This is a genomic window from Anoxybacillus flavithermus (genome assembly GCF_002742685.1).
Classification (GTDB): Bacteria; Bacillota; Bacilli; order Bacillales; family Anoxybacillaceae; genus Anoxybacillus; species Anoxybacillus flavithermus_E.
In genome coordinates, this window is record NZ_PEDM01000004.1 from 65,932 (window position 1) to 88,110 (window position 22,179).

27 protein-coding genes are annotated in these 22,179 nt (G+C 45.1%); all 27 read left to right on the plus strand.

Annotated elements, in window-relative coordinates; genetic code table 11:
* The first annotated feature begins 37 nt into the window (after positions 1–37).
* The 27 genes from prfA (at position 38) to nuoH (ending at position 22,174) form a co-directional block, all read left to right on the plus strand.
* Positions 38–1,114 carry a peptide chain release factor 1 gene (gene prfA, locus CS060_RS03785; RefSeq protein ID WP_006320978.1) on the plus strand — a complete coding sequence of 359 codons (1,077 nt, stop codon included), beginning with the start codon at positions 38–40 and terminating at the stop codon, positions 1,112–1,114.
* On the plus strand, positions 1,104–1,955 hold the full coding sequence (prmC, locus tag CS060_RS03790) for a peptide chain release factor N(5)-glutamine methyltransferase (protein WP_035049366.1): 852 nt from the start codon (positions 1,104–1,106) through the stop codon (positions 1,953–1,955). Before prfA ends, prmC begins: the two co-directional genes overlap by 11 nt.
* 90 nt (positions 1,956–2,045) lie before the next feature.
* A complete protein-coding gene (gene spoIIR / locus CS060_RS03795) occupies positions 2,046–2,669 on the plus strand; it encodes a stage II sporulation protein R (protein ID WP_035049368.1) in 624 nt (207 codons plus the stop codon).
* Between the two features lie 148 nt (positions 2,670–2,817).
* On the plus strand, positions 2,818–3,879 hold the full coding sequence (locus CS060_RS03800) for an L-threonylcarbamoyladenylate synthase (RefSeq protein ID WP_052025613.1): 1,062 nt from the start codon (positions 2,818–2,820) through the stop codon (positions 3,877–3,879).
* Between the two features lie 62 nt (positions 3,880–3,941).
* Complete coding sequence (locus CS060_RS03805) at positions 3,942–4,487, plus strand: manganese efflux pump MntP (protein WP_035049373.1); 546 nt, start codon at positions 3,942–3,944, stop codon at positions 4,485–4,487.
* Positions 4,488–4,590: 103 nt separating this feature from the next.
* Positions 4,591–5,028, plus strand: coding sequence for a low molecular weight protein arginine phosphatase (locus CS060_RS03810; protein ID WP_035049374.1), 438 nt, complete (start codon positions 4,591–4,593; stop codon positions 5,026–5,028).
* A gap of 17 nt (positions 5,029–5,045) precedes the next feature.
* Entirely contained in the window at positions 5,046–6,335 is a 1,290-nt protein-coding gene (locus CS060_RS03815) for a methyl-accepting chemotaxis protein (protein WP_369795737.1), read from the plus strand.
* 87 nt (positions 6,336–6,422) lie between these two features.
* Positions 6,423–6,866 (plus strand): ribose 5-phosphate isomerase B, encoded by a 444-nt coding sequence (rpiB, locus tag CS060_RS03820; RefSeq protein ID WP_035049378.1) that lies wholly within the window; start codon positions 6,423–6,425, stop codon positions 6,864–6,866.
* A 22-nt stretch (positions 6,867–6,888) separates the two neighbouring features.
* A complete protein-coding gene (locus CS060_RS03825) occupies positions 6,889–7,458 on the plus strand; it encodes a TIGR01440 family protein (protein WP_231563670.1) in 570 nt (189 codons plus the stop codon).
* A 72-nt stretch (positions 7,459–7,530) separates the two neighbouring features.
* Entirely contained in the window at positions 7,531–8,766 is a 1,236-nt protein-coding gene (glyA, locus tag CS060_RS03830) for a serine hydroxymethyltransferase (protein ID WP_035049380.1), read from the plus strand.
* A 98-nt stretch (positions 8,767–8,864) separates the two neighbouring features.
* Positions 8,865–9,494, plus strand: coding sequence for a uracil phosphoribosyltransferase (gene upp / locus CS060_RS03835; RefSeq protein WP_009360966.1), 630 nt, complete (start codon positions 8,865–8,867; stop codon positions 9,492–9,494).
* Positions 9,495–9,504: 10 nt separating this feature from the next.
* Positions 9,505–10,656: a non-hydrolyzing UDP-N-acetylglucosamine 2-epimerase gene (wecB, locus tag CS060_RS03840; protein WP_035049397.1), complete on the plus strand. Its 1,152-nt coding sequence runs from the start codon at positions 9,505–9,507 to the stop codon at positions 10,654–10,656.
* Positions 10,657–10,807: 151 nt separating this feature from the next.
* Positions 10,808–11,035: an AtpZ/AtpI family protein gene (locus CS060_RS03845; RefSeq protein WP_035049382.1), complete on the plus strand. Its 228-nt coding sequence runs from the start codon at positions 10,808–10,810 to the stop codon at positions 11,033–11,035.
* Complete coding sequence (locus CS060_RS03850; RefSeq protein ID WP_035049384.1) at positions 11,032–11,409, plus strand: ATP synthase subunit I; 378 nt, start codon at positions 11,032–11,034, stop codon at positions 11,407–11,409. Before CS060_RS03845 ends, CS060_RS03850 begins: the two co-directional genes overlap by 4 nt.
* Positions 11,410–11,415: 6 nt before the next feature.
* The gene (gene atpB, locus CS060_RS03855) at positions 11,416–12,126 is read left to right on the plus strand and encodes a F0F1 ATP synthase subunit A (protein WP_006319877.1); all 711 of its coding nucleotides are present in this window, start codon (positions 11,416–11,418) and stop codon (positions 12,124–12,126) included.
* Between the two features lie 50 nt (positions 12,127–12,176).
* A complete protein-coding gene (gene atpE / locus CS060_RS03860) occupies positions 12,177–12,389 on the plus strand; it encodes a F0F1 ATP synthase subunit C (protein ID WP_003253662.1) in 213 nt (70 codons plus the stop codon).
* A 170-nt stretch (positions 12,390–12,559) separates the two neighbouring features.
* The gene (atpF, locus tag CS060_RS03865) at positions 12,560–13,069 is read left to right on the plus strand and encodes a F0F1 ATP synthase subunit B (protein WP_035049400.1); all 510 of its coding nucleotides are present in this window, start codon (positions 12,560–12,562) and stop codon (positions 13,067–13,069) included.
* Positions 13,066–13,602 carry a F0F1 ATP synthase subunit delta gene (locus CS060_RS03870; protein ID WP_035049386.1) on the plus strand — a complete coding sequence of 179 codons (537 nt, stop codon included), beginning with the start codon at positions 13,066–13,068 and terminating at the stop codon, positions 13,600–13,602. The genes atpF and CS060_RS03870 overlap by 4 nt, the downstream gene beginning before the upstream one ends.
* Before the next feature lie 23 nt (positions 13,603–13,625).
* A complete protein-coding gene (atpA, locus tag CS060_RS03875) occupies positions 13,626–15,140 on the plus strand; it encodes a F0F1 ATP synthase subunit alpha (RefSeq protein ID WP_009360961.1) in 1,515 nt (504 codons plus the stop codon).
* A gap of 70 nt (positions 15,141–15,210) precedes the next feature.
* Positions 15,211–16,071, plus strand: a complete 861-nt coding sequence (locus CS060_RS03880; RefSeq protein ID WP_035049388.1) for a F0F1 ATP synthase subunit gamma — start codon at positions 15,211–15,213, stop codon at positions 16,069–16,071.
* A 28-nt stretch (positions 16,072–16,099) separates the two neighbouring features.
* Entirely contained in the window at positions 16,100–17,521 is a 1,422-nt protein-coding gene (gene atpD / locus CS060_RS03885) for a F0F1 ATP synthase subunit beta (RefSeq protein WP_004893005.1), read from the plus strand.
* A gap of 24 nt (positions 17,522–17,545) precedes the next feature.
* Entirely contained in the window at positions 17,546–17,950 is a 405-nt protein-coding gene (locus tag CS060_RS03890; RefSeq protein ID WP_035049390.1) for a F0F1 ATP synthase subunit epsilon, read from the plus strand.
* Positions 17,951–18,072: 122 nt separating this feature from the next.
* Positions 18,073–18,471, plus strand: coding sequence for an NADH-quinone oxidoreductase subunit A (locus CS060_RS03895; protein ID WP_035049392.1), 399 nt, complete (start codon positions 18,073–18,075; stop codon positions 18,469–18,471).
* Positions 18,462–18,974, plus strand: a complete 513-nt coding sequence (locus CS060_RS03900; protein WP_006319894.1) for a NuoB/complex I 20 kDa subunit family protein — start codon at positions 18,462–18,464, stop codon at positions 18,972–18,974. The genes CS060_RS03895 and CS060_RS03900 overlap by 10 nt, the downstream gene beginning before the upstream one ends.
* A gap of 3 nt (positions 18,975–18,977) precedes the next feature.
* Positions 18,978–20,069 (plus strand): NADH-quinone oxidoreductase subunit C, encoded by a 1,092-nt coding sequence (locus CS060_RS03905; protein ID WP_099668700.1) that lies wholly within the window; start codon positions 18,978–18,980, stop codon positions 20,067–20,069.
* A 3-nt stretch (positions 20,070–20,072) separates the two neighbouring features.
* Positions 20,073–21,173, plus strand: coding sequence for an NADH-quinone oxidoreductase subunit D (locus CS060_RS03910; RefSeq protein WP_004892993.1), 1,101 nt, complete (start codon positions 20,073–20,075; stop codon positions 21,171–21,173).
* Complete coding sequence (gene nuoH / locus CS060_RS03915; RefSeq protein ID WP_026011867.1) at positions 21,173–22,174, plus strand: NADH-quinone oxidoreductase subunit NuoH; 1,002 nt, start codon at positions 21,173–21,175, stop codon at positions 22,172–22,174. Before CS060_RS03910 ends, nuoH begins: the two co-directional genes overlap by 1 nt.
* The last annotated feature ends 5 nt before the right edge of the window (positions 22,175–22,179 follow it).

The window sequence follows — 22,179 nt, forward strand, 5'->3', positions numbered from 1 at the left end:
GTCGTTTATGATATAATGAAAAGTCGAGGTGAGAAAAATGTTCGATCGTTTACAGGCAGTAGAAGCCCGTTATGAAAAACTAAATGAACTATTAATGGATCCAGAAGTATTAAATGACCCGAAAAAATTACGTGATTATTCAAAAGAACAGTCCGATTTAGCGGAAACGGTACAAACGTATCGCGAATATAAATCGGTGCGCGAACAGTTGGCGGATGCGAAAGCGATGCTTGAAGAAAAGCTTGACCCAGATATGCGCGACATGGTGAAAGAAGAAATTAGCGAACTAGAAGAGCGTGAGGAACAGCTTGTTGAAAAGTTAAAAGTATTGTTGCTTCCGAAAGATCCGAATGACGATAAAAACGTCATTATGGAAATTCGGGGAGCAGCAGGTGGAGAGGAAGCTGCGCTTTTTGCAGGCGATTTATATCGCATGTATACGCGTTATGCGGAATCGCAAGGATGGAAAACAGAAGTGATTGAAGCACATCCGACAGGACTTGGCGGCTATAAAGAAATCATCTTTATGATTCAAGGAAAAGGGGCATATTCAAAATTAAAATTTGAAAACGGTGCCCATCGCGTTCAACGCGTACCAGAGACAGAATCAGGCGGACGCATTCATACGTCAACCGCGACAGTTGCGTGCTTGCCAGAGATGGAAGAAATCGAAATTGAAATTAACGAAAAAGATATTCGCGTTGACACGTTTGCTTCAAGTGGCCCGGGCGGACAAAGCGTCAATACGACGATGTCGGCTGTTCGTTTGACCCACATTCCAACGGGTATCGTCGTATCGTGCCAAGACGAAAAATCGCAAATTAAAAATAAAGAAAAAGCGATGAAAGTATTGCGTGCGCGCATTTACGATAAATACCAACAAGAAGCGCGTGCCGAATACGACCAAACGCGCAAACAAGCGGTCGGAACAGGCGATCGTTCTGAACGCATTCGCACGTACAACTTTCCTCAAAATCGCGTCACCGATCATCGTATTGGTTTAACGATTCAAAAACTTGATCAAGTGTTAGAAGGAAAGTTAGACGAAATTATTGATGCGCTCATTTTAGACGATCAATCGAAAAAATTGGAGCAAGCGAACAATGAGCAGTAAAATATATGAAGTCCTTCGGTGGGCTTCTTCTTTTTTCCGAGAGCACGGGAAGGAAGAAACGGCCGCGGAATGGCTGCTGCGCCACCACTTACAAATGACGCGTGCGCAACTATTTGCTAATTTGCGCGCGCCAATCGATGAAACGTGTAAACAAACATTTATGGCGGATGTAAAAAAACATGCGCTTGAACATATCCCGATTCAATATTTAATCGGATATGAACAATTTTATGGGCGGACGTTTATCGTCAATGAACACGTATTAATTCCGCGCCCAGAAACAGAAGAGCTTGTTTCTCATGTGCTTGCCCGAACAATCGAAAAGACGCTTTCCGTCGTTGATGTCGGAACGGGAAGCGGAGCGATTGCCGTGACGTTGTCGTTAGAGCGACCAACGTGGCATGTGTACGGCGTGGACATTTCTGCTTCATCGCTTGAAGTGGCGAAGCGAAATGCCGATCAGCTTGGCGCTCGCGTTCATTGGTTAGAGGGGGATTTACTGCAACCGATCATCGACCGTGGCATACAAGTGGATGTTGTCGTTTCTAATCCGCCATATATTCCATCGTCTGACATCCCGACATTATCGCCCGTCGTACAAAAAGAACCGCTTCGTGCGCTTGTTGGTGGCGAAGATGGCTTGTTATTTTATCGTCGCTTGATGGAACAATTGCCACACGTAGTTACCTCGCAAGCACTAATTGCATTTGAAATCGGTCACGGACAAGGGCAGGCGGTACAAACGATGTTACAGCAAACGTTTCCTTCCGCGCATGTTGACGTTCTTTTTGACATAAACAGCAAGGAGCGCATCGTCATCGCGGATCTCGCTTCCGAGTAGCATCGGAAGCTTTTTTATATTTTTTCATTTTCATAGTTTATCAACCTCTCTTTCTGGTTACAATGCATAACAAGAAAGGGGAGGGAAACAATGAACAAATACGTTATCATTTTATATATGACGATCGTGATGATTGGTGGCATTGTCACAATATATGGGCAACAAACAGAGGCGCAAAGCGACGTTGTGATTCCAAACGAAGCGGTACGGTTGCGCATTTTAGCAAATAGCGATTCGCCAGGGGATCAAGCGTTAAAACGCGCGGTTCGTGACGCAGTAAATGAACAAATTACGACATGGGTAAGCGACTTAACGTCATTTGAAGAAGCAAAGCAAGTCATTGCCCAACATGTGCCAGACATTGAACAAACGGTCGCTCGCGTTCTTCATGAGAAGAAGAGCGATCAGTCTTACAACGTGACGTTTGGGCGTGTATCATTTCCAACGAAAATATACGGTTCATACGTATATCCAGCTGGGGAGTACGATGCCGTATTAATTACGCTCGGCAAAGGTGAGGGGGCAAACTGGTGGTGCGTTTTATTCCCACCGCTCTGTTTTCTCGATTTTTCCACAGGTGAAGCCGTTCGTCCTGTGGAAAAGCAAATAGAGCAACAAGAACGAATTGACGAACAACCGCTTGTCGTGGAAGACGAACAGCAAATAAAAGTGAAATTTTTCGTCGTGGAAGTATGGAAAACGCTCATGCAATAACATATCCACAAAATTATCAACAAAAAAGAACAACATATCCACAATTTGTGGACAGTTGTTGAGTATTTTGTATGAATCTTTTATACTCATGAAAGAAGTGGCTTTGGAATGCTTGTAAAATATCAATAAATAAACAAGCAACTTGAATATGTATGAGGTGAAAATGTTGAAAACACATGTGTTTTTTGTGGATAAAAATGTGGATGACTTAAACAGTTGTCCACAAATTACACAAGCAGCGTCGTATTTACAACGAGGTGACCTTGTCGCTTTTCCGACAGAAACAGTGTACGGACTTGGTGCGAACGCCATGTCCACAGCGGCTGTGGAAAACATTTTTGTAGCGAAAGGGAGACCGAGCGATAATCCACTCATTGTCCACATTGCAACGACAGAACAATTGCACGATATTGCTTGCGACATTCCTCCTGTTGCATACACATTGATAGAGCATTTTTGGCCTGGTCCGTTGACACTAGTCCTTCCAAAAAAAGATGCAGTCTCTCCCCGCGTAACAGCAGGGTTAAATACGGTAGCCGTGCGCATGCCGAATCATCCGATTGCCCTTGCGCTTATCGAAGCAAGCAGGCTTCCAATCGCTGCACCGAGCGCCAATCGTTCAGGCAGACCGAGTCCGACGACGGCAAAGCATGTGCTTGATGACTTAGATGGTCGTATTGCAGCCATTGTTGATGGAGGACCGACGGGTGTTGGGGTTGAATCGACGGTTATTGACTGCACGACAGCAATCCCGACCATTTTACGACCGGGTGGTGTGACGAAAGAGGACATTGAACGAGTCATCGGAGTTGTGGATATCGACCGCGCGCTTGTGGAAAAAGAAGCGGTGCCGAAATCTCCGGGGATGAAATATACACATTACGCCCCGAAAGCTCCGCTAGTTGTTGTCCACGGTTCTTCGACATTTTTGCAACAACTTGTCAACGAAAAACGTGCCAATGGTTTTAAAGTAGGAGTATTGACAACGGAAGAAAAACGTCATGCGTATGAAGCGGATATCGTCATTCCGTGTGGGCAACGCAACGATTTACGAACGGTTGCTCGACAGCTATATGATGTACTGCGAGCGTTTGATGAAACGAATGTGGATATCATTTATAGTGAGTCTTTCCCGCATGAAGGAATGGGTGTAGCCATTATGAACCGATTATTAAAGGCAGCAGGATATGAACAAATGATGGAAAAATAACGTCTAAACTCCTTAGAGCGTGCATATGTTAGCGTGAGGGCACGTCCTAAGGAGGCATTTGTATGATTGGTGAAATGATCACATTAGCGATGATGGCATTTGCGTTGGGGATGGATGCATTTTCAGTCAGCCTTGGTATGGGATTGCTTCAGCTCCGTTTGAAGCAAATTGCCTACATTGGATTAACGGTAGGCTTTTTTCATATTGTCATGCCTTTAGCTGGGATGGCGATCGGTCGATTGTTGTCTATTCAGCTAGGGCATACAGCGACATATATCGGAGGAGCATTGTTGTTTATTCTCGGTTTGCAGATGGTCATCGCTTCCTTTCATCATGAACAAGAACGTTGGTTGAGGCCTGTTGGCATCGGTTTGTTTTTATTTGCGTTTAGCGTGAGCCTCGACAGTTTTTCTGTTGGATTAAGTTTAGGTATTTACGGGGTAGAAGTCGTATTTGCGGTGATTGCATTCGGATTGACGAGCATGGTGTTGACGTGGATGGGGTTGCTTCTTGGGCGCCGTTTTCAACGTTGGTTAGGTACATATAGCGAAGCGTTAGGCGGCGCTATTTTACTTTTATTTGCATGTAAACTATTATTCCCTTTATGAGCTGGGCGTTTCCAGTTCTTTTTTTCTTTTGTTTAGTCTATATTTTGTCCTACGGTTTGTTTTATAATAATAGTAAACATGTGGGAAATGATGAGAGGTGTGAATGGTGAGTGAAACGAACGTTTTGTTTGTATGCACAGGAAATACGTGTCGAAGTCCGATGGCGGAGGCGCTACTCAAACATAAACAACTGCCGCACGTACAAGTGAAGTCAGCTGGCGTTTTTGCGTTTGATGGGAGCGACGCGTCACAACATGCGAAAGCGGTGCTCGCTGAAAAAGGGATCCATATTGATCATCGCGCTGCGTTGTTAACGAAAGAACATATTGACTGGGCGACATACGTATTAACGATGACCGAAAGTCACAAGCAACATGTGTTAGCGCGTTTTCCAGAAGCAGAAGGAAAGACGTTTACGTTAAACGAATTTCTTGGTGACAATAAAGACGTTATCGATCCATTTGGTGGCGCAATTGATGTGTATCGCCAAACGCGCGATGAGCTCGAACAAGCAATCGAAAAGCTACATGAAAAGCTATAAAGCAGGGGGGATATATGATGGGGGGAAAATATACATTTAGCTTACAAAAAAAGCTAGCCATTTTTACAACCGTATTAGCAATTATTACGTATTCGACGAGCGCCTTTTATATTTATGTGCTTTATGACTATGTTAAAACATGGCTTCCGTTTAGTAAAAATATGTTTACTATTTTGACGCTATTACTCGGTATTTTTTGGTCTGGTGTATTGGCATATTATGCGGCGCGTTTTATTACGAAACCGCTTTCTCAACTTGAACAGGCCGCATTAAAAGCAGCAGAAGGTGAAATTGGACAAGATGTACCTGTGCCAAAGTCAGATGATGAAATTCGTTCGCTTGCGATTGCGTTTAATACGATGTTAAGTAATTTACGTGATATGGTGTACAACATTCAACAAAATTTTGCGCATACGAATGAAAAAGTAGCAGAGATGACAAACGTGTCTCGCGTCGCTGCGGAACAAGCGGAAAACATTGCGCGCACGATTGATGAAATTTCAAAAGGAGCGGACAATTCAGCGGTTGCGATGCAGACAACGGCAGAAGCGGTGGAAGATGTGTTGGCGATCGCAGGAAATGTACAACAAAAAGCGATGCAGTCTGAAAAGTTATCGACGGATATGGTCGAAACGCTTGAACAAAGCCGTCGCGTCATCGGTTCACTCATTGCAGGCATTCAACAATTAGCGAAAAACAACGAAGCGTCATTACATGTTGTGCGGCGTTTAGAAGATCATGCGAAAGAAGTCGGGCAAATTATTTCGCTCGTTGGAGATATTGCAGGGCAGACGAATTTATTAGCGTTAAATGCTTCAATTGAGGCAGCGCGTGCTGGTGAACACGGGAAAGGTTTTGCTGTCGTTGCAGAAGAAGTAAGAAAGCTAGCAGATGAAAGTGCTAAAGCAGTACAAGGCATTTCAGAGCTCGTTCAAAACATTCAACATGAAGTAGCCAACGTCGTTAACCAAATTACGGAACAAGTGAACAAAGCAAATGACGAAGCGAAAAAAGGAAATGAAACAAACGAAGCAATTTCGCATATGAGCGCATCGATTCATGAAGTGGCAGATGCGGTGAAACAAATCGCCCAACTTGTCGATGAACAAATGAAATACATTCAACAAACATCTGTTCAATCGCAAGAAGTTGCGGCGATTGCCGAACAAACGTCGGCCGGTGCTGAAGAAGTGACAGCGGCGACACAAGAGCAAACAGCGGTCATTGAAAGCATGCGCGAGCTAGCGACAGAACTTGGTGAGCAAGCAGAAAAATTAAAACAAACGATTGCCCGTTTTCGTTTGTAAGCATAATAAATGATGAAAAGACCGTCTCGACCCGTTAAAATGAAAAGAGACGGCTTTTTCTTTATAACGATAAGGAGGGGTTTAAACGTGAAAGTAGCCATTGCATCAGACCATGGTGGCATTCGAATTCGTGAGGAAATGAAAAAACTCATGGATGAAATGGGGATTGAATATACAGACTTTGGGTGTGAGTGTGAAACATCGGTCGATTATCCAGATTATGCTCTGCCAGTTGCACAAAAAGTGGCGAGCGGTGAATTTGACCGCGGGATTTTAATTTGCGGAACAGGAATCGGCATGAGCATCGCAGCAAACAAAGTGAAAGGCATTCGTTGTGCCCTCGTTCATGACGTATTTAGTGCAAAAGCGACGCGCGAGCATAACGACAGCAATATATTAGCGATGGGAGAGCGCGTCATCGGACCAGGATTGGCGCGAGAAATTGCAAAAGTATGGTTGACGACTCCATTTGAAGGAGGCCGTCACGAAAAACGCATTCAAAAAATTTCTGCTTATGAAAACGAGCAATAAAGGTGGGAGTATCGTGACGGACATGGAACGATGGCGCAATGAATGGCAAACGGCGCTAGCTGAGTTTCGTGCACAAGTGCCGCTAACGGATAAAGATGTTGTCGTCATTGGATGTAGCACAAGTGAAGTCATTGGGGAAAAAATCGGAACAGCAGGTACGATGGACGTTGCCGCGATGTTGTTTCAAGAATTAAAACGATGGCGTGATGAAACACGGGTGCAGCTTGCGTTTCAATGTTGTGAACATTTAAACCGCGCATTAGTTGTAGAACGTCAAACTGCCGTAACAAAGCAGCTTGAAATGGTGACCGTCATCCCTGTTCGCAACGCAGGTGGCGCAATGGCGGCATATGCATATACACAGCTAGATGACCCTGTCGTCGTTGAACATATTCGTGCAGATGCTGGTATTGATATCGGCGCTACATTAATTGGCATGCATTTAAAGCATGTTGCGGTTCCTGTGCGAACATCGATCAAACAAATTGGACATGCGACGCTCACATTTGCGAAAACACGACCGAAACTGATCGGGGGTGAGCGCGCCGTTTATTCACAAGAAAAGGCGAACAAATCATGTTCAATCGGTTAAATTTGTTCACTTTTTCATTTGAAAATGTGTTAAGATAAAAAAGAATATTCACACTTTAGGGGAGGATTGTCAATGAGTCGCTTGTCACAGCAAGATCCGCAAGTATTTCAAGCTATTCAAGATGAATTAAAACGACAACAAACGAAAATTGAATTAATTGCATCAGAAAACTTCGTTAGCGAAGCGGTCATGGAAGCGCAAGGGTCGGTATTAACGAACAAATATGCAGAAGGATACCCGGGACGTCGCTATTACGGTGGTTGTGAACATGTTGACGTCGTTGAAGAGCTTGCGCGTGAGCGTGCAAAACAATTGTTCGGAGCGGAGCATGCAAATGTTCAGCCGCACTCTGGGGCACAAGCGAACATGGCGGTATATTTCACCATTTTACAGCATGGGGATACTGTACTTGGCATGAATTTATCACACGGAGGGCATTTGACGCACGGAAGCCCGGTTAACTTTAGCGGTATACAATACAATTTTATTGAGTATGGCGTCGATCCAGAAACGCATCGCATTAACTACGATGACGTTCGTGAAAAAGCATTAAAACATAAACCGAAATTGATCGTTGCTGGGGCAAGCGCATATCCTCGCACGATTGACTTTGCGAAGTTTCGTGAAATTGCCGATGAAGTAGGCGCTTATTTCATGGTCGATATGGCACATATCGCTGGGCTTGTTGCGGCAGGGTTGCATCCAAATCCTGTTCCATATGCTCATTTTGTGACGACAACAACGCATAAAACGTTGCGCGGTCCACGCGGAGGCATGATTTTATGCCAAGAGCAATTTGCCAAACAAATTGATAAAGCGATTTTCCCAGGCATTCAAGGCGGTCCGCTCATGCATGTCATCGCTGCCAAAGCTGTTGCGCTCGGAGAGGCGTTGCAAGATGATTTCAAAACATATGCGCAAAACATTGTGAACAACGCGAAACGTTTAGCGGAAGCGCTAGTTTCAGAAGGGTTTAAACTTGTTTCTGGTGGAACAGACAACCATTTATTGTTAATTGACCTTCGCTCCATCGGATTAACAGGAAAAGTGGCTGAAAAAGTGCTTGATGAGATCGGTATTACGGTCAATAAAAATACGATTCCGTATGATCCGGAAAGCCCGTTTGTCACAAGCGGCATTCGCATTGGGACAGCGGCCGTAACAAGCCGCGGCTTTGGGCTTGAGGAAATGGACGAAATTGCGCGCATCATTTCCATTGCGCTTAAACATAAAGACGATGAACAAAAATTAGACGAAGCGCGCCGTCGCGTTGCAGCATTAACAGAAAAATTCCCATTGTACGTATAACGACAGGTGTCCCGACTGGGGCACCTTTTCTTCGGTTGAATCATCGTCTGTTTTTATGTAAAATTTACAAGAATGCATATGAAAAAGGAGCGATTGACATGAGTAAAGTGTACGTATTTGATCATCCGTTAATTCAACATAAGCTTACATACATTCGCGACAAACATACAGGAACAAAAGAGTTCCGTGAGCTTGTCGAAGAAGTAGCGACGCTCATGGCATTTGAAATTACACGTGATTTGCCGCTTCAAGAAGTTGAAATCGAAACGCCTGTCAGCAAAGCGAAAGCGAAAGTGATCGCAGGTAAAAAACTAGGCATTATCCCGATTTTACGGGCAGGAATCGGAATGGTCGATGGCATTTTAAAGCTTATTCCAGCGGCGAAAGTTGGACATATCGGTTTATATCGCGACCCAGAGACGTTAAAACCTGTTGAATATTATGTAAAGCTTCCGACAGATGTCGAAGAGCGCGACTTCATTGTCGTCGATCCGATGCTTGCGACAGGTGGATCCGCTGTGGAAGCCATTCATGCGTTGAAAAAACGTGGCGCAAAAAATATTAAGTTTATGTGTTTAATCGCTGCACCAGAAGGAGTAGAAGCAGTGCAACAAGCGCATCCAGATGTCGACATTTACATTGCCGCATTAGATGAAAAATTGAACGATCACGGCTATATCGTCCCAGGTCTTGGCGATGCTGGCGACCGTCTATTCGGAACGAAGTAAGGTGGGCGTGATGAACAAACGAAAAGTCATGACCATTTTCGGGACGAGACCGGAAGCGATCAAAATGGCTCCGCTCGTTTTAGAGTTGCAAAAGTACGAAGACATTGAATCGATTGTGACTGTGACAGCACAACATCGCCAAATGCTTGATCAAGTGCTTGATATTTTTGGCATTCAGCCGCACTATGATTTAAATATTATGAAAGAGCGTCAAACGCTTGTCGATATTACGACAAGGGCGCTCGCTGGCTTAGACGATGTCATGAAAAAAGTAAAACCAGACATCGTGCTCGTTCATGGCGACACAACAACGACGTTTGTCGCTAGTCTGGCGGCATTTTACAACCAAATTGCCGTCGGGCACGTGGAAGCAGGACTTCGAACGTGGAATAAGTACTCGCCATTTCCGGAAGAAATGAACCGACAATTGACGGGGGTATTAGCTGACTTGCATTTTGCCCCGACCGCAAAAGCAGCCGAAAATTTACGTGCAGAAAACAAGCCAGAGCACGCCATTTTCATTACAGGCAACACAGCGATCGATGCGTTAAAAACAACGGTGCGCGAGACGTATACGCATCCGATTTTAGAAAAGGTAGCAGGAAGCCGCATGATTTTATTGACCGCGCATCGTCGTGAAAACCTTGGCGAGCCGATGCGAAATATGTTCCGTGCGGTCAAAAGGCTTGTAGAAGATTATGATGATGTGCAAGTCGTGTATCCTGTTCATTTAAACCCTGTCGTGCGCGAGTTGGCGAACGACATATTAGGAAATGATGCGCGCATTCATTTAATTGAGCCGTTAGATGTGATTGACTTCCATAACTTTGCAGCAAGAGCGCACATCATTTTAACGGATTCAGGCGGTGTGCAAGAAGAAGCCCCTTCACTCGGTGTGCCTGTCCTCGTGTTGCGTGATACGACTGAGCGTCCGGAAGGGATTGAAGCAGGAACGCTCAAGTTAGCTGGAACGGATGAACAAACGATTTACACGCTAGCAAGTGAACTATTAACAGACGAAAAAGCGTACGAGCAAATGGCAAAAGCATCAAATCCGTACGGTGATGGGTGGGCATCGAAGCGGATTGTCGAAGCGATTCGCTACTATTTCAAGCAAAGCGATGTTCCGCCAACGCCATTTCAGCACGAGAAAGGGATGTGATGACGCATCCCTTTTTCTTACCAAAAATTTTCCCTCTTTTTGTGACCGAACGCATTGACATCGCGTTTTCACTATTGTATGCTTACAAAGGGATAAGGATAACCTTTTTAAAAATACAGTAAATTCTGAAAATGAAAAGTGAGGCTTTCGTATGCGACAGCATGAGCGCCATCCGTTTCGGGCGATCGGTTTGATGACGGCCATCTCTTCCCAGCTTGTCGGGTCTGTCTTAGTTGGGATTTTTGGGGGGCGTTTTGTCGACGAACGATTTGGCACCGAGCCCCTTTTTTTAATCGTTGGTTTACTTCTTGGCTTGGCGGCTGGTGTTTATGCAATGATTCGCCTCATTCGGTCATTTTTTTCAGGAGAGGAAAAATGAACGAGCTACAGCAACATTGGCGGCGTCACAAATCATACATACTATATTTGCTGGCGGTTTACGTGCTTGGTTGGGCATTTACACCTTATTCGCAAGCGTTTTCAAGTTTGTTTCTCGGAACGGTCATCAGCCTATATAACGGTTGGACGATGGTGCGAAAAGTGGAGCGATTTGGACAAGCGGTTGCGTCTGGACAAAAAGCGCGCTCGCTTGGTATGATGTCGCGCATGGCTGCGGCTGCGTTAGCTGTTTTCATTGCTTTTCGCTGGCCAGAGCAGTTTTCTGTTGGATGGATCGTATTGGGATTAATGACATCTTATATTGTCATTATAATAGATTTCTTTTTCCAAAAAACAAAAGGGGAAGAGAGGTGAGTACAGATGCATCACGAAGCTCCTTTATACACGTTGTTTGGCTTAACATTTAACTTAGCCAACGTATTAATGATTACGGTTACATCCGTCATTGTGTTTGTCATTGCCGTATTAGCAACGCGCAACTTAGCGATGAAGCCAACGGGAATGCAAAACTTCCTTGAATGGGTTATGGATTTTGTCAAAGGCATTATTAAAAGCAACATGGATTGGAAAACGGGTGGACGCTTTCATATGCTTGGCATGACGCTCATTATGTACATTTTTGTAGCGAACATGCTCGGTCTACCATTTTCAGTCGTCATTGACAACAAGTTGTGGTGGAAATCCCCAACAGCTGACCCGGTTGTGACGTTGACGTTGGCAACGATGGTTGTGGCGTTATCGCATTACTACGGCATTAAGCTTAACGGATTTAAAGAATATGCGAAAGGGTTCGTTAGCCCGATGCCAATTTTATTCCCGCTAAAAATTATTGAAGAGTTTGCGAACACATTAACGCTCGGTCTCCGTCTATACGGAAACATTTTTGCAGGTGAAATTTTGTTAGCGCTCTTGGCGGGAAGTTTAGCGACAGGAGTCGGCGGAACGATTGCGGCGATCATTCCGACGATCGCATGGCAAGGATTTAGTATTTTCGTCGGCGCGATCCAAGCGTTCATTTTCACGATGTTAACAATGGTTTATATGGCGCACAAAGTGAGTCATGACCATTAATTTTCATACACATTCATTTCAACATAAAAAATTGAAGGAGGACTTTTCAAATGGGTGTATTAGCAGCTGCAATTGCAATTGGTTTAGCGGCACTTGGTGCTGGTATTGGTAACGGTTTGATCGTATCTCGTACAGTAGAGGGAATTGCACGTCAACCAGAGGCGCGCGGTATGTTACAAACAACAATGTTTATCGGGGTAGCGTTAGTCGAAGCGATTCCGATCATCGCGGTCGTTATCGCGTTCATGGTTCAAGGTCGCTAGAACTGAGCGCTCGTTCGAAACGAGCTATAACTGCATACGGAAACGAAACTCGTTCAACAATGGCGAAGATCATTCCATGAGAACCTTCGCCATTCCTTTATGTTCGTACGCACACGTTCCGACTAGTATTCGGGCGATTTTTGAAGGGAGTGAAACGCGCGGTGGTAAACATGTTTGTATTAGGCGCTGGTGGACATGGGTTCAACGGCGGCGATATCGCATTCCAATTAGTCATGTTCTTATTGCTTATGTTTTTGCTTCGCAAATATGCGTTCGGTCCATTAATGGGCGTCATGAAACAGCGCGAAGAGCATATTGCGAACGAAATTGAGCAAGCAGAAAAACATCATCAAGAAGCGAAAAAGCTTGCGGAAGAGCAACGTGAATTAATGAAAAAATCACGCCAAGAGGCGCAAGCGCTGATCGAAGAAGCTCGCAAGCTTGGCGAAGAGCAAAAAGAACAAATCATTCAAGCCGCTCGTCAAGAAGCAGAGCGCTTAAAAGAGGCAGCGAAAAAGGAAATCGCACAAGAAAAAGAACAAGCGATGGTAGCGTTGCGTCAACAAGTGGCTTCTTTATCTGTACTTATTGCATCAAAAGTCATTGAAAAAGAGTTGAGCGAACAAGATCAAGCGAAGCTGATTAGCGAGTACATTCAAGAGGTAGGAGAAAGCCGATGAACAAACAAGTCGTAGCGAAACGATATGCGTCGGCACTTTTTGAAATTGCGAAAGAACAGCAGCTTCTTGATCAGCTCGAACAAGAACTTCGCGTCGTCAAACAAATGTTTGCACAAAATGAAGCGCTTCTTTCTGTGCTAAACCATCCAAAAATTGCGCTAACGAAAAAGAAAGCGCTCGTTCAAGAAGCATTTGCAAACATTTCGACGGTATTGCAACATACGCTCATGTTGCTTTTAGATCGTCATCGCATCGATATCGTCAGCGATTTAGCCGATGCGTTTATTGCGCTAGCAAATGAGGCGCGCGGTGTAGCTGAGGCGATCGTTTATTCCGCTCGTCCGTTAACGGAAGATGAAACGAATGCGCTTGCAGATGTGTTTGCGAAAAAAGTCGGCGTCGATACGCTTCGCATCACAAACATCGTCGATAAAGATGTGATCGGCGGCGTCAAAGTGCGCATCGGAAACCGCATTTTCGACGGAAGCGTCAGCGGAAAATTAGCAAGATTACAGCGACAGTTAACTCGCTAACTTTATAGATAGGGGTGAAATGCATGAGCATCAAAGCGGAAGAAATTAGCGCGCTGATAAAAAAGCAAATTGAAAACTATCAGTCTGAAATCGAAGTGAGCGATGTCGGTACAGTCATTCAAGTCGGTGACGGAATCGCTCGTGCTCATGGCCTCGACAACGTTATGTCAGGAGAGCTTGTTGAGTTTGCCAATGGCGTCATGGGATTGGCGCTAAACTTAGAAGAAAACAATGTCGGTATCGTTATTTTAGGACCGTATACAGGCATTAAAGAAGGCGATGAAGTACGTCGTACAGGCCGCATTATGGAAGTGCCAGTCGGTGAAGCGTTAATCGGTCGTGTCGTCAATCCATTAGGTCAACCAGTTGACGGACTTGGTCCAATTGAGACGACAGAAACTCGTCCAATTGAAAGCCCAGCGCCTGGCGTTATGGACCGTAAATCTGTCCATGAGCCACTTCAAACGGGAATTAAGGCGATTGACGCGCTTGTGCCAATCGGTCGCGGTCAACGTGAGTTAATTATTGGAGACCGTCAAACAGGAAAAACGTCCGTTGCAGTAGATACAATTATTAACCAAAAAGGTAAAAACATGATTTGTATTTATGTGGCGATCGGACAAAAAGAATCAACCGTTCGTAACGTCGTTGAAACGTTGCGCAAATACGGTGCATTAGATTACACAATCGTCGTTACAGCGTCTGCGTCACAGCCAGCTCCGCTTTTATTCTTAGCACCATATGCGGGCGTAACGATGGGCGAATACTTCATGTACAAAGGACAACACGTTCTCGTTGTGTATGATGATTTATCGAAACAAGCGGCAGCTTATCGTGAGCTTTCGTTATTATTACGCCGTCCGCCAGGTCGTGAAGCGTATCCAGGTGACGTATTCTACTTGCATTCTCGTTTGCTTGAGCGCGCAGCGAAATTAAGCGATGCAAAAGGTGCAGGGTCATTAACAGCGTTGCCGTTCGTTGAAACGCAAGCGGGCGACATTTCAGCATACATTCCAACAAACGTTATTTCCATCACAGACGGACAAATTTTCTTGCAGTCTGATTTGTTCTTCTCGGGCGTGCGTCCAGCCATTAACGCCGGTCTTTCTGTATCGCGCGTCGGTGGAGCTGCACAAATTAAAGCGATGAAAAAAGTATCAGGTACGTTGCGTCTTGACTTAGCGGCATATCGTGAGTTAGAGGCGTTTGCGCAATTCGGTTCAGACCTTGATAAAGCGACACAAGCAAAACTTGCTCGCGGTGCGCGCACAGTTGAAGTGTTGAAACAAGGTTTACACGAGCCACTACCAGTTGAAAAACAAGTAGCGATTATTTACGCATTAACACGCGGCTTTTTAGATGACATTCCAGTAGAAGACATTCGCCGCTTTGAAAAAGAGTTCCATGCATGGTTAGACAAAGACGAAAACGGTCAAAAACTGATGGAACATATTCGCACAACAGGCGATCTTCCAAACGAAGAAGACTTCAACAAAGCGATTGAAGCGTTCAAAAAGACGTTTGTTGTATCAGAGTAAGAAAAGTGAGCGGAACAGCTAAGCTGTTCCGTCCCCTTTCAACAATTGAGCGAAAAAGGTGGTGAAACCTTTGGGAGCATCGTTACGCGATATAAAAGCGCGCATTAACACGACAAAAAAGACGAGCCAAATTACAAAAGCGATGGAAATGGTCTCAGCATCAAAATTAAACCGTGCGGAACATAATGCAAGATCGTTTACGCCATATATGGAAAAAATTCAAGAGGTCGTAGCGAGCGTTGCGCTTGGTAGCAACGACGCTTCTCATCCGATGCTTGTGAAGCGTCCAGTAAAAAAGACGGGATATTTAGTTATTACATCAGACCGCGGATTAGCTGGCGCCTACAATAGCAACGTGCTTCGTACCGTTTTTCAAACGATTCAAGAGCGTCACCGTTCGACAGAAGAATATGCAATTATTGCAATCGGTCGCGTCGGCTTAAACTTCTTCAAACGCCGCAATATTCCGGTAGCTCTACATATTACCGGGTTGCCAGATCAACCGACGTTTGCGGACATTAAAGAAATTGCGAACAAAACAGTAAACATGTTCGCAGATGGTACGTTCGATGAGTTATATATGTTTTACAATCATTTCGTCAGCGCCATCCAACAAGATGTGACGGAGAAAAAGTTATTACCGTTAACTGATTTAGCGTCGGATAAAAAGTTAACTGCTTACGAATTTGAACCGTCACAAGAAGAAATTTTAGAAGTGTTGTTGCCACAATACGCGGAAAGCTTAATTTATGGTGCATTGCTCGATGCGAAAGCGAGCGAGCATGCAGCGCGGATGACAGCGATGAAAAACGCAACAGACAACGCAAAAGAATTGATTCGGACGCTTACGCTTTCTTACAACCGTGCTCGTCAAGCAGCGATTACGCAAGAAATTACAGAGATTGTGGCCGGAGCGAACGCCTTGCAATAGCTTAAGCAGTTAGTTAGGAGGGAAAACGATGGCAAAAGGACGCGTTATTCAAGTTATGGGTCCTGTCGTAGACGTCAAGTTCGAAGACGGACACTTACCTGCGATTTACAACGCCCTAAAAATTAAACATAAAGCGCGTAACGAAAAAGAAGTCGATATCGACTTAACGTTAGAAGTAGCCCTTCACCTTGGGGACGACACAGTGCGCACAATTGCGATGTCAACGACTGACGGATTAGTGCGTGGGATGGAAGTTATCGATACGGGAGCACCGATTTCTGTTCCTGTCGGTGAAGTCACGCTTGGACGCGTATTTAACGTATTAGGTGAGCCAATCGACTTAGGAGAAGAAATCCCAGCAGACGCTCGTCGTGATGCAATTCACCGTCCAGCACCAAAATTTGAGCAACTTTCAACACAAGTTGAAATTCTTGAAACAGGAATTAAAGTTGTAGACCTTCTTGCCCCTTATATTAAAGGTGGAAAAATCGGTTTGTTCGGTGGTGCCGGCGTAGGGAAAACAGTTTTAATCCAAGAGTTAATTAACAACATCGCGCAAGAGCACGGTGGTATTTCCGTATTCGCCGGCGTTGGTGAGCGTACGCGCGAAGGAAACGACTTGTACCATGAAATGAAAGACTCTGGCGTTATTAACAAAACAGCGATGGTATTCGGTCAGATGAACGAGCCACCTGGAGCACGTATGCGCGTTGCGCTAACAGGATTAACAATGGCGGAATATTTCCGTGATGAGCAAGGACAAGACGTATTGTTCTTCATCGACAACATTTTCCGTTTCACGCAAGCAGGTTCAGAAGTTTCTGCCCTATTAGGACGTATGCCTTCAGCGGTAGGTTACCAACCGACACTTGCGACAGAAATGGGTCAATTACAAGAGCGTATTACATCAACAGCTGTCGGTTCGGTTACGTCGATCCAAGCGATTTACGTTCCAGCGGACGACTACACTGACCCAGCGCCAGCGACAACGTTCGCACACTTAGATGCGACAACAAACTTAGAGCGTAAATTATCAGAGATGGGTATTTACCCAGCGGTAGACCCGCTTGCATCGACATCTCGTGCGCTTTCACCAGAAATTGTTGGAGAAGAGCATTACCAAGTGGCGCGCAAAGTGCAACAAACGTTGCAACGCTATAAAGAATTACAAGACATTATCGCCATTCTTGGTATGGATGAGCTTTCAGAAGAAGATAAACTTGTCGTTCATCGCGCTCGTCGCATTCAGTTCTTCTTATCACAAAACTTCCACGTCGCTGAACAGTTTACAGGGCAACCAGGTTCATACGTGCCTGTAAAAGAAACAGTTCGTGGCTTTAAAGAAATTTTGGAAGGAAAATATGATCATCTTCCAGAAGATGCGTTCCGCTTAGTTGGCCGCATTGAAGAAGTAATTGAAAAAGCGAGAAAAATGGGCGTAGAAGTTTAATAAGGGACCGAGGAGGATTTTTTCATGAAGACGATTAAAGTCAGTGTCGTAACTCCGGACGGCCCAGTGTATGAAGCGGATGTGGAAATGGTAAGCGCTAAAGCGCAAAGTGGCGAACTCGGCGTGTTGCCAGGGCACATTCCGATGGTCGCACCGCTAGAAATTGGCGCGGTTCGTTTAAAAAAAGGAAACGCGACTGAGCTCGTGGCGGTGAGCGGTGGCTTTTTAGAAGTTCGCCCTGATCGTGTGACGATTTTAGCGCAAGCAGCAGAACGCGCAGAAGATATTGATGTAGCGCGGGCAAAAGCGGCGAAAGAGCGGGCTGAACGCCGCTTGCAAGCGAAACAAGATGATATTGATCATAAACGGGCGGAATTAGCTTTACGCCGTGCGATTAACCGTTTAAATGTGGCAAATCGCAATTTTTAACCCTAAGAGCATTGTCTCTTAGGGCTTTTTGTTTATTTTTGGAACAAGTTTTATCGACACATATGTGAAGAAGTGATATAATGTTATCGGTTACAGTCTTAATAGTGTGACGTTTTTGAAAAATGTGTATAAAGTCACAAAGGGGTGGGGCATCGTTGAACGTTTATGTAAACAGTTATGTAGTCGTCTTTGTGTTTCTTTGTTTAGGTATTTTACTTCCAATCGTTGCGCTCACAGCAGGGCGTTTTCTTCGTCCACATGCGCCAAATGCAGCGAAACAAACAACGTACGAAAGCGGATTGGATCCGTTCCACGATTCACGCGTGCAGTTTAATATACGGTATTACATTTTTGCGTTATTGTTCGTTATTTTTGACGTAGAGACTGTATTTTTATATCCGTGGGCGGTGGCGTTTGAAAAGCTCGGTGCATTTGCCATTATTGAAATGCTTATTTTCGTCGTCATGTTGTTGATTGGACTTGTGTATGCTTGGAAGAAGAAGGTGTTAAAATGGATGTAAAATTATTGAACGTATCAGATCAAGAAATGGAAGAAATGCGTCGCAACGTTTTTTTAACGACGTTAGAACAGCTCAAAGCATGGGCGCGCAGCAATTCGTTATGGCCACTTACGTTCGGGTTGGCCTGTTGTGCGATTGAAATGATGGGAGTCGGCTCTTCGCATTACGATTTAGACCGTTTTGGATCTTTTTTCCGCACGTCGCCTCGCCAATCTGACGTCATGATCGTCTCAGGAACGGTGACGAAAAAAATGGCGCCAATTGTTCGTCGCTTATATGATCAAATGCCTGAGCCGAAGTGGGTAATTGCGATGGGTTCATGTGCGACAGCAGGCGGGCCATATGTGAAGTCGTATTGCGTCGTCAAAGGTGTCGATCAAATTGTACCAGTTGACGTATATATTCCAGGCTGTCCGCCAAATCCAGCTGCATTAATTTATGGCATTAACAAACTGAAAGAAAAAATTCGCTACGAAGCGAAAACGGGAAAGAAGGTGCTGTAAGTTATGGATGAAAAAGATTTACAGCAACTAAAAAAAGAGGCGGCGGAACGGGCGAAACAATTAGCGAAAGAGCGACTTGCGGCGAAGCAAGCAGCGGAACAAACTGAGCCTCCGCTCGAAGGTGAAGAAGACCTTGCGCTAGCGAAGAAAAAAGCGGCGGCAGCAGCGAAAGCCGCAGCGCTAGCGAAGAAAAAAGCGGCGGAGTCAGGGGAATTAAGCGAAGAAGAATTAGCGAAGAAAAAGGCGGCGGCAGCAGCGAAGGCAAAAGCTGCAGCGCTAGCGAAACAAAAAGCGGCGGAGTCAGGGGAATTAAGCGAAGAAGAATTAGCGAAGAAAAAAGCGGCGGCAGCAGCGAAGGCAAAAGCCGCAGCGCTAGCGAAACAAAAAGCGGCAGAGTCAGGAGAATTAAGCGAAGAAGAATTAGCGAAGAAAAAGGCGGCGGCAGCAGCGAAAGCAAAAGCTGCAGCGCTAGCGAAACAAAAAGCGGCAGAGTCAGGGGAAATAAGCGAAGAAGAATTAGCGAAGAAAAAAGCGGCGGCAGCAGCGAAAGCGAAAGCCGCAGCGGCAGCAAAAGCAAAAAGTGCAGATGTCGCTGAAGAAAAAGAGGAAACATCGTCACCAAATCAGCCATATCTCGACAAATACGTCAAAGTGATTGAAGAACATCTCGGAAAAGACGTATTAGAAAACGCTTACATCAATCGGTTGTCGAAAGATGTACCAACGCTCGTTGTCAAAAAAGATACATATTTTAAAGTGGCTGAGTTTTTAAAATATAATGAGCAGCTAAGTTTTGATTATTTATCAGAATTGCACGGAACGGACTTTCAAACGCATATGGAAGTGTATGTGCACTTATATTCGTATAAAAATCGCCAATCAGTTGCGTTGAAAGTAAAAATTGATCGCGATCAACCGGTCATTGACTCGCTCGTTCCGCTTTGGCCAGGGGCAAATTGGCCGGAGTGTGAGGCGTATGATTTGCTTGGCATTCGTTTTGAAGGTCATCCGCAACTCATTCGCATTTTCTTAGGGGAAAACTGGGTCGGCTATCCGCTTCGGAAAGATTACGAGCCGTACGATATGGAGGGTTAAGGCGTGCTGAGAACAGAGGAGATGCTTTTAAACGTCGGACCGCAACATCCGAGCACACACGGCGTGTTTCGTCTCGTATTAAAAATCGATGGGGAAATCATTAAGGAAGCGACTCCTGTCATCGGTTATCTTCATCGCGGGACAGAAAAAATCGCAGAAAATTTGCAGTATACACAAATCATCCCATACACTGATCGCATGGACTATTTATCAGCGATGACGAACAACTACGTCATTTGTCACGCAGTAGAAACGATGATGGGCATTGAAGTGCCGGAGCGTGCCGAGTATTTACGCGTGCTTGCGATGGAGCTCGGTCGCATTGCGAGCCACCTCGTTTGGTGGGGGACGTATTTGCTTGATATTGGTGCAGTCAGTCCGTTTTTATATGCGTTTCGTGAGCGGGAAATGATTATTAATCTATTAAATGAACTATCAGGTGCGCGCTTAACGTTTAACTACATGCGTGTGGGTGGCGTGAAATGGGATGCGCCAGATGGATGGATTGATAAAGTAAAACAGTTCGTTCCATATATGCGCAAACAGCTCGAAGGCTACCATGAACTTGTCACGGGAAATGAAATTTTCCGCAATCGCGTCATCGGAGTTGGCAAGTACACGAAAGAAGAGGCGTTGGCATATTCGTTAAGCGGCGTCAATTTGCGTTGTACCGGTGTGAAATGGGATTTACGAAAAGACGAACCGTATTCCATTTATGATCGATTTGATTTCGATGTTCCTGTACGCACAGAAGGGGATTGTTTTGCGCGCTATGAATGCCGACTTGCTGAAATTGAGCAATCGCTTCGCATTATTGAGCAAGCGTGTGAACAGTTTCCGGATGGCGGCGAAATTATGGCGAAGGTTCCAAAAATTATTAAAGCGCCACCGGGCGAAGCGTATGTACGCATCGAGTCGCCGCGTGGGGAAATTGGTTGTTATATTGCGAGCGACGGGAAAAAAGAGCCGTATCGCTTAAAATTCCGTCGACCGTCATTTTACAATTTGCAAATCCTTCCGAAACTACTTAAAGGGGAAAATATCGCGAATTTAATTGCGATACTTGGCGCGATTGATATCGTGCTTGGGGAGGTCGATGGATGATGATGGAACAACTTTTGCAGTCGACGCCAAGCTGGACGAATGTCGCCATTTTCTTTGCGATTGGCGTTGGGCTGTTGCTCGTTGTATTAGGATTTGTCACGTATGGCATTTTAGCGGAACGAAAAGTGATGGGATTTATGCAAGGCCGCATCGGTCCGAACCAAGTTGGAGGACGCTGGGGGTTGCTGCAAACGGTGGCTGACGTGTTAAAGCTATTGTTAAAAGAAGATACGATTCCAAAAGCAGCCGATCGCCCGTTGTTTATTTTAGCACCGGTCATCGCGTTTGCCCCTGCGTTTATGGTGCTTGCCGCACTGCCGTTTACCGATGCGTTGCAATTTGCTGATATTGGCGTCGGGCTATTGTATTACATCGCCGTTTCCGGATTAACGACAATCGGAGTGGTGACAGGCGCATGGGCATCGAACAACAAATATGCCCTGCTTGGCGGCATGCGCGCAGCTGCACAAATGATTTCATACGAAGTGCCGCTTGTCATGTCTGTCATTGGCGTCATTTTGTTGTCGGGAAGCTTAAACTTAAACGACATTGTCGAAGCGCAAAAAGATGTATGGTTTATCGTTGTACAGCCGATCGGCTTTCTCGTTTTTCTTATTGCCGCTGTGGCGGAGTTAAACCGAACGCCGTTTGACTTACCGGAAGCTGAATCGGAACTTGTTGCAGGATTCCATGTTGAATATTCTGGATTCCGCTGGGCGTTTTTTATGCTCGCAGAGTACGTGTACTTTTTTGCGATGGCAGCATTAACGACGGTGCTCTTTTTAGGAGGATGGCATCCGCTTCCGTTTCTCGACTTTATTCCAGGGGCCGTTTGGTTTGCGTTAAAGTTTAGTCTTGTCGTCTTCTTATTTATTTGGTTTCGCATTACGTTTCCGCGTGTGCGTGCCGATCAATTGATGGAGTTTGGTTGGAAAGTGTTATTGCCTGTTGCACTCGTCAATATTTTTGTCACAGCTCTTGTGAAACAACTATTTTTTTAAATAAA

Excerpts from the sequence above, each read along its gene's own strand:
- CS060_RS03895 (WP_035049392.1), top strand. The coding sequence starts at position 18,073 with ATGTGTATAAAGTCACAAAGGGGTGGGGCATCGTTGAACGTTTATGTA.
- atpB (WP_006319877.1), top strand. The coding sequence starts at position 11,416 with ATGCATCACGAAGCTCCTTTATACACGTTGTTTGGCTTAACATTTAAC.
- CS060_RS03905 (WP_099668700.1), top strand. The coding sequence starts at position 18,978 with ATGGATGAAAAAGATTTACAGCAACTAAAAAAAGAGGCGGCGGAACGG.
- wecB (WP_035049397.1), top strand. The coding sequence starts at position 9,505 with ATGAACAAACGAAAAGTCATGACCATTTTCGGGACGAGACCGGAAGCG.
- CS060_RS03845 (WP_035049382.1), top strand. The coding sequence starts at position 10,808 with ATGCGACAGCATGAGCGCCATCCGTTTCGGGCGATCGGTTTGATGACG.
- atpE (WP_003253662.1), top strand. The coding sequence starts at position 12,177 with ATGGGTGTATTAGCAGCTGCAATTGCAATTGGTTTAGCGGCACTTGGT.
- spoIIR (WP_035049368.1), top strand. The coding sequence starts at position 2,046 with ATGAACAAATACGTTATCATTTTATATATGACGATCGTGATGATTGGT.
- CS060_RS03870 (WP_035049386.1), top strand. The coding sequence starts at position 13,066 with ATGAACAAACAAGTCGTAGCGAAACGATATGCGTCGGCACTTTTTGAA.
- atpD (WP_004893005.1), top strand. The coding sequence starts at position 16,100 with ATGGCAAAAGGACGCGTTATTCAAGTTATGGGTCCTGTCGTAGACGTC.
- atpF (WP_035049400.1), top strand. The coding sequence starts at position 12,560 with ATGTTTGTATTAGGCGCTGGTGGACATGGGTTCAACGGCGGCGATATC.
- CS060_RS03815 (WP_369795737.1), top strand. The coding sequence starts at position 5,046 with ATGGGGGGAAAATATACATTTAGCTTACAAAAAAAGCTAGCCATTTTT.
- CS060_RS03825 (WP_231563670.1), top strand. The coding sequence starts at position 6,889 with ATGGAACGATGGCGCAATGAATGGCAAACGGCGCTAGCTGAGTTTCGT.
- upp (WP_009360966.1), top strand. The coding sequence starts at position 8,865 with ATGAGTAAAGTGTACGTATTTGATCATCCGTTAATTCAACATAAGCTT.
- atpA (WP_009360961.1), top strand. The coding sequence starts at position 13,626 with ATGAGCATCAAAGCGGAAGAAATTAGCGCGCTGATAAAAAAGCAAATT.
- CS060_RS03900 (WP_006319894.1), top strand. The coding sequence starts at position 18,462 with ATGGATGTAAAATTATTGAACGTATCAGATCAAGAAATGGAAGAAATG.
- glyA (WP_035049380.1), top strand. The coding sequence starts at position 7,531 with ATGAGTCGCTTGTCACAGCAAGATCCGCAAGTATTTCAAGCTATTCAA.
- CS060_RS03805 (WP_035049373.1), top strand. The coding sequence starts at position 3,942 with ATGATTGGTGAAATGATCACATTAGCGATGATGGCATTTGCGTTGGGG.
- CS060_RS03800 (WP_052025613.1), top strand. The coding sequence starts at position 2,818 with ATGTATGAGGTGAAAATGTTGAAAACACATGTGTTTTTTGTGGATAAA.
- nuoH (WP_026011867.1), top strand. The coding sequence starts at position 21,173 with ATGATGGAACAACTTTTGCAGTCGACGCCAAGCTGGACGAATGTCGCC.
- CS060_RS03850 (WP_035049384.1), top strand. The coding sequence starts at position 11,032 with ATGAACGAGCTACAGCAACATTGGCGGCGTCACAAATCATACATACTA.
- prmC (WP_035049366.1), top strand. The coding sequence starts at position 1,104 with ATGAGCAGTAAAATATATGAAGTCCTTCGGTGGGCTTCTTCTTTTTTC.
- CS060_RS03890 (WP_035049390.1), top strand. The coding sequence starts at position 17,546 with ATGAAGACGATTAAAGTCAGTGTCGTAACTCCGGACGGCCCAGTGTAT.
- prfA (WP_006320978.1), top strand. The coding sequence starts at position 38 with ATGTTCGATCGTTTACAGGCAGTAGAAGCCCGTTATGAAAAACTAAAT.
- CS060_RS03810 (WP_035049374.1), top strand. The coding sequence starts at position 4,591 with ATGGTGAGTGAAACGAACGTTTTGTTTGTATGCACAGGAAATACGTGT.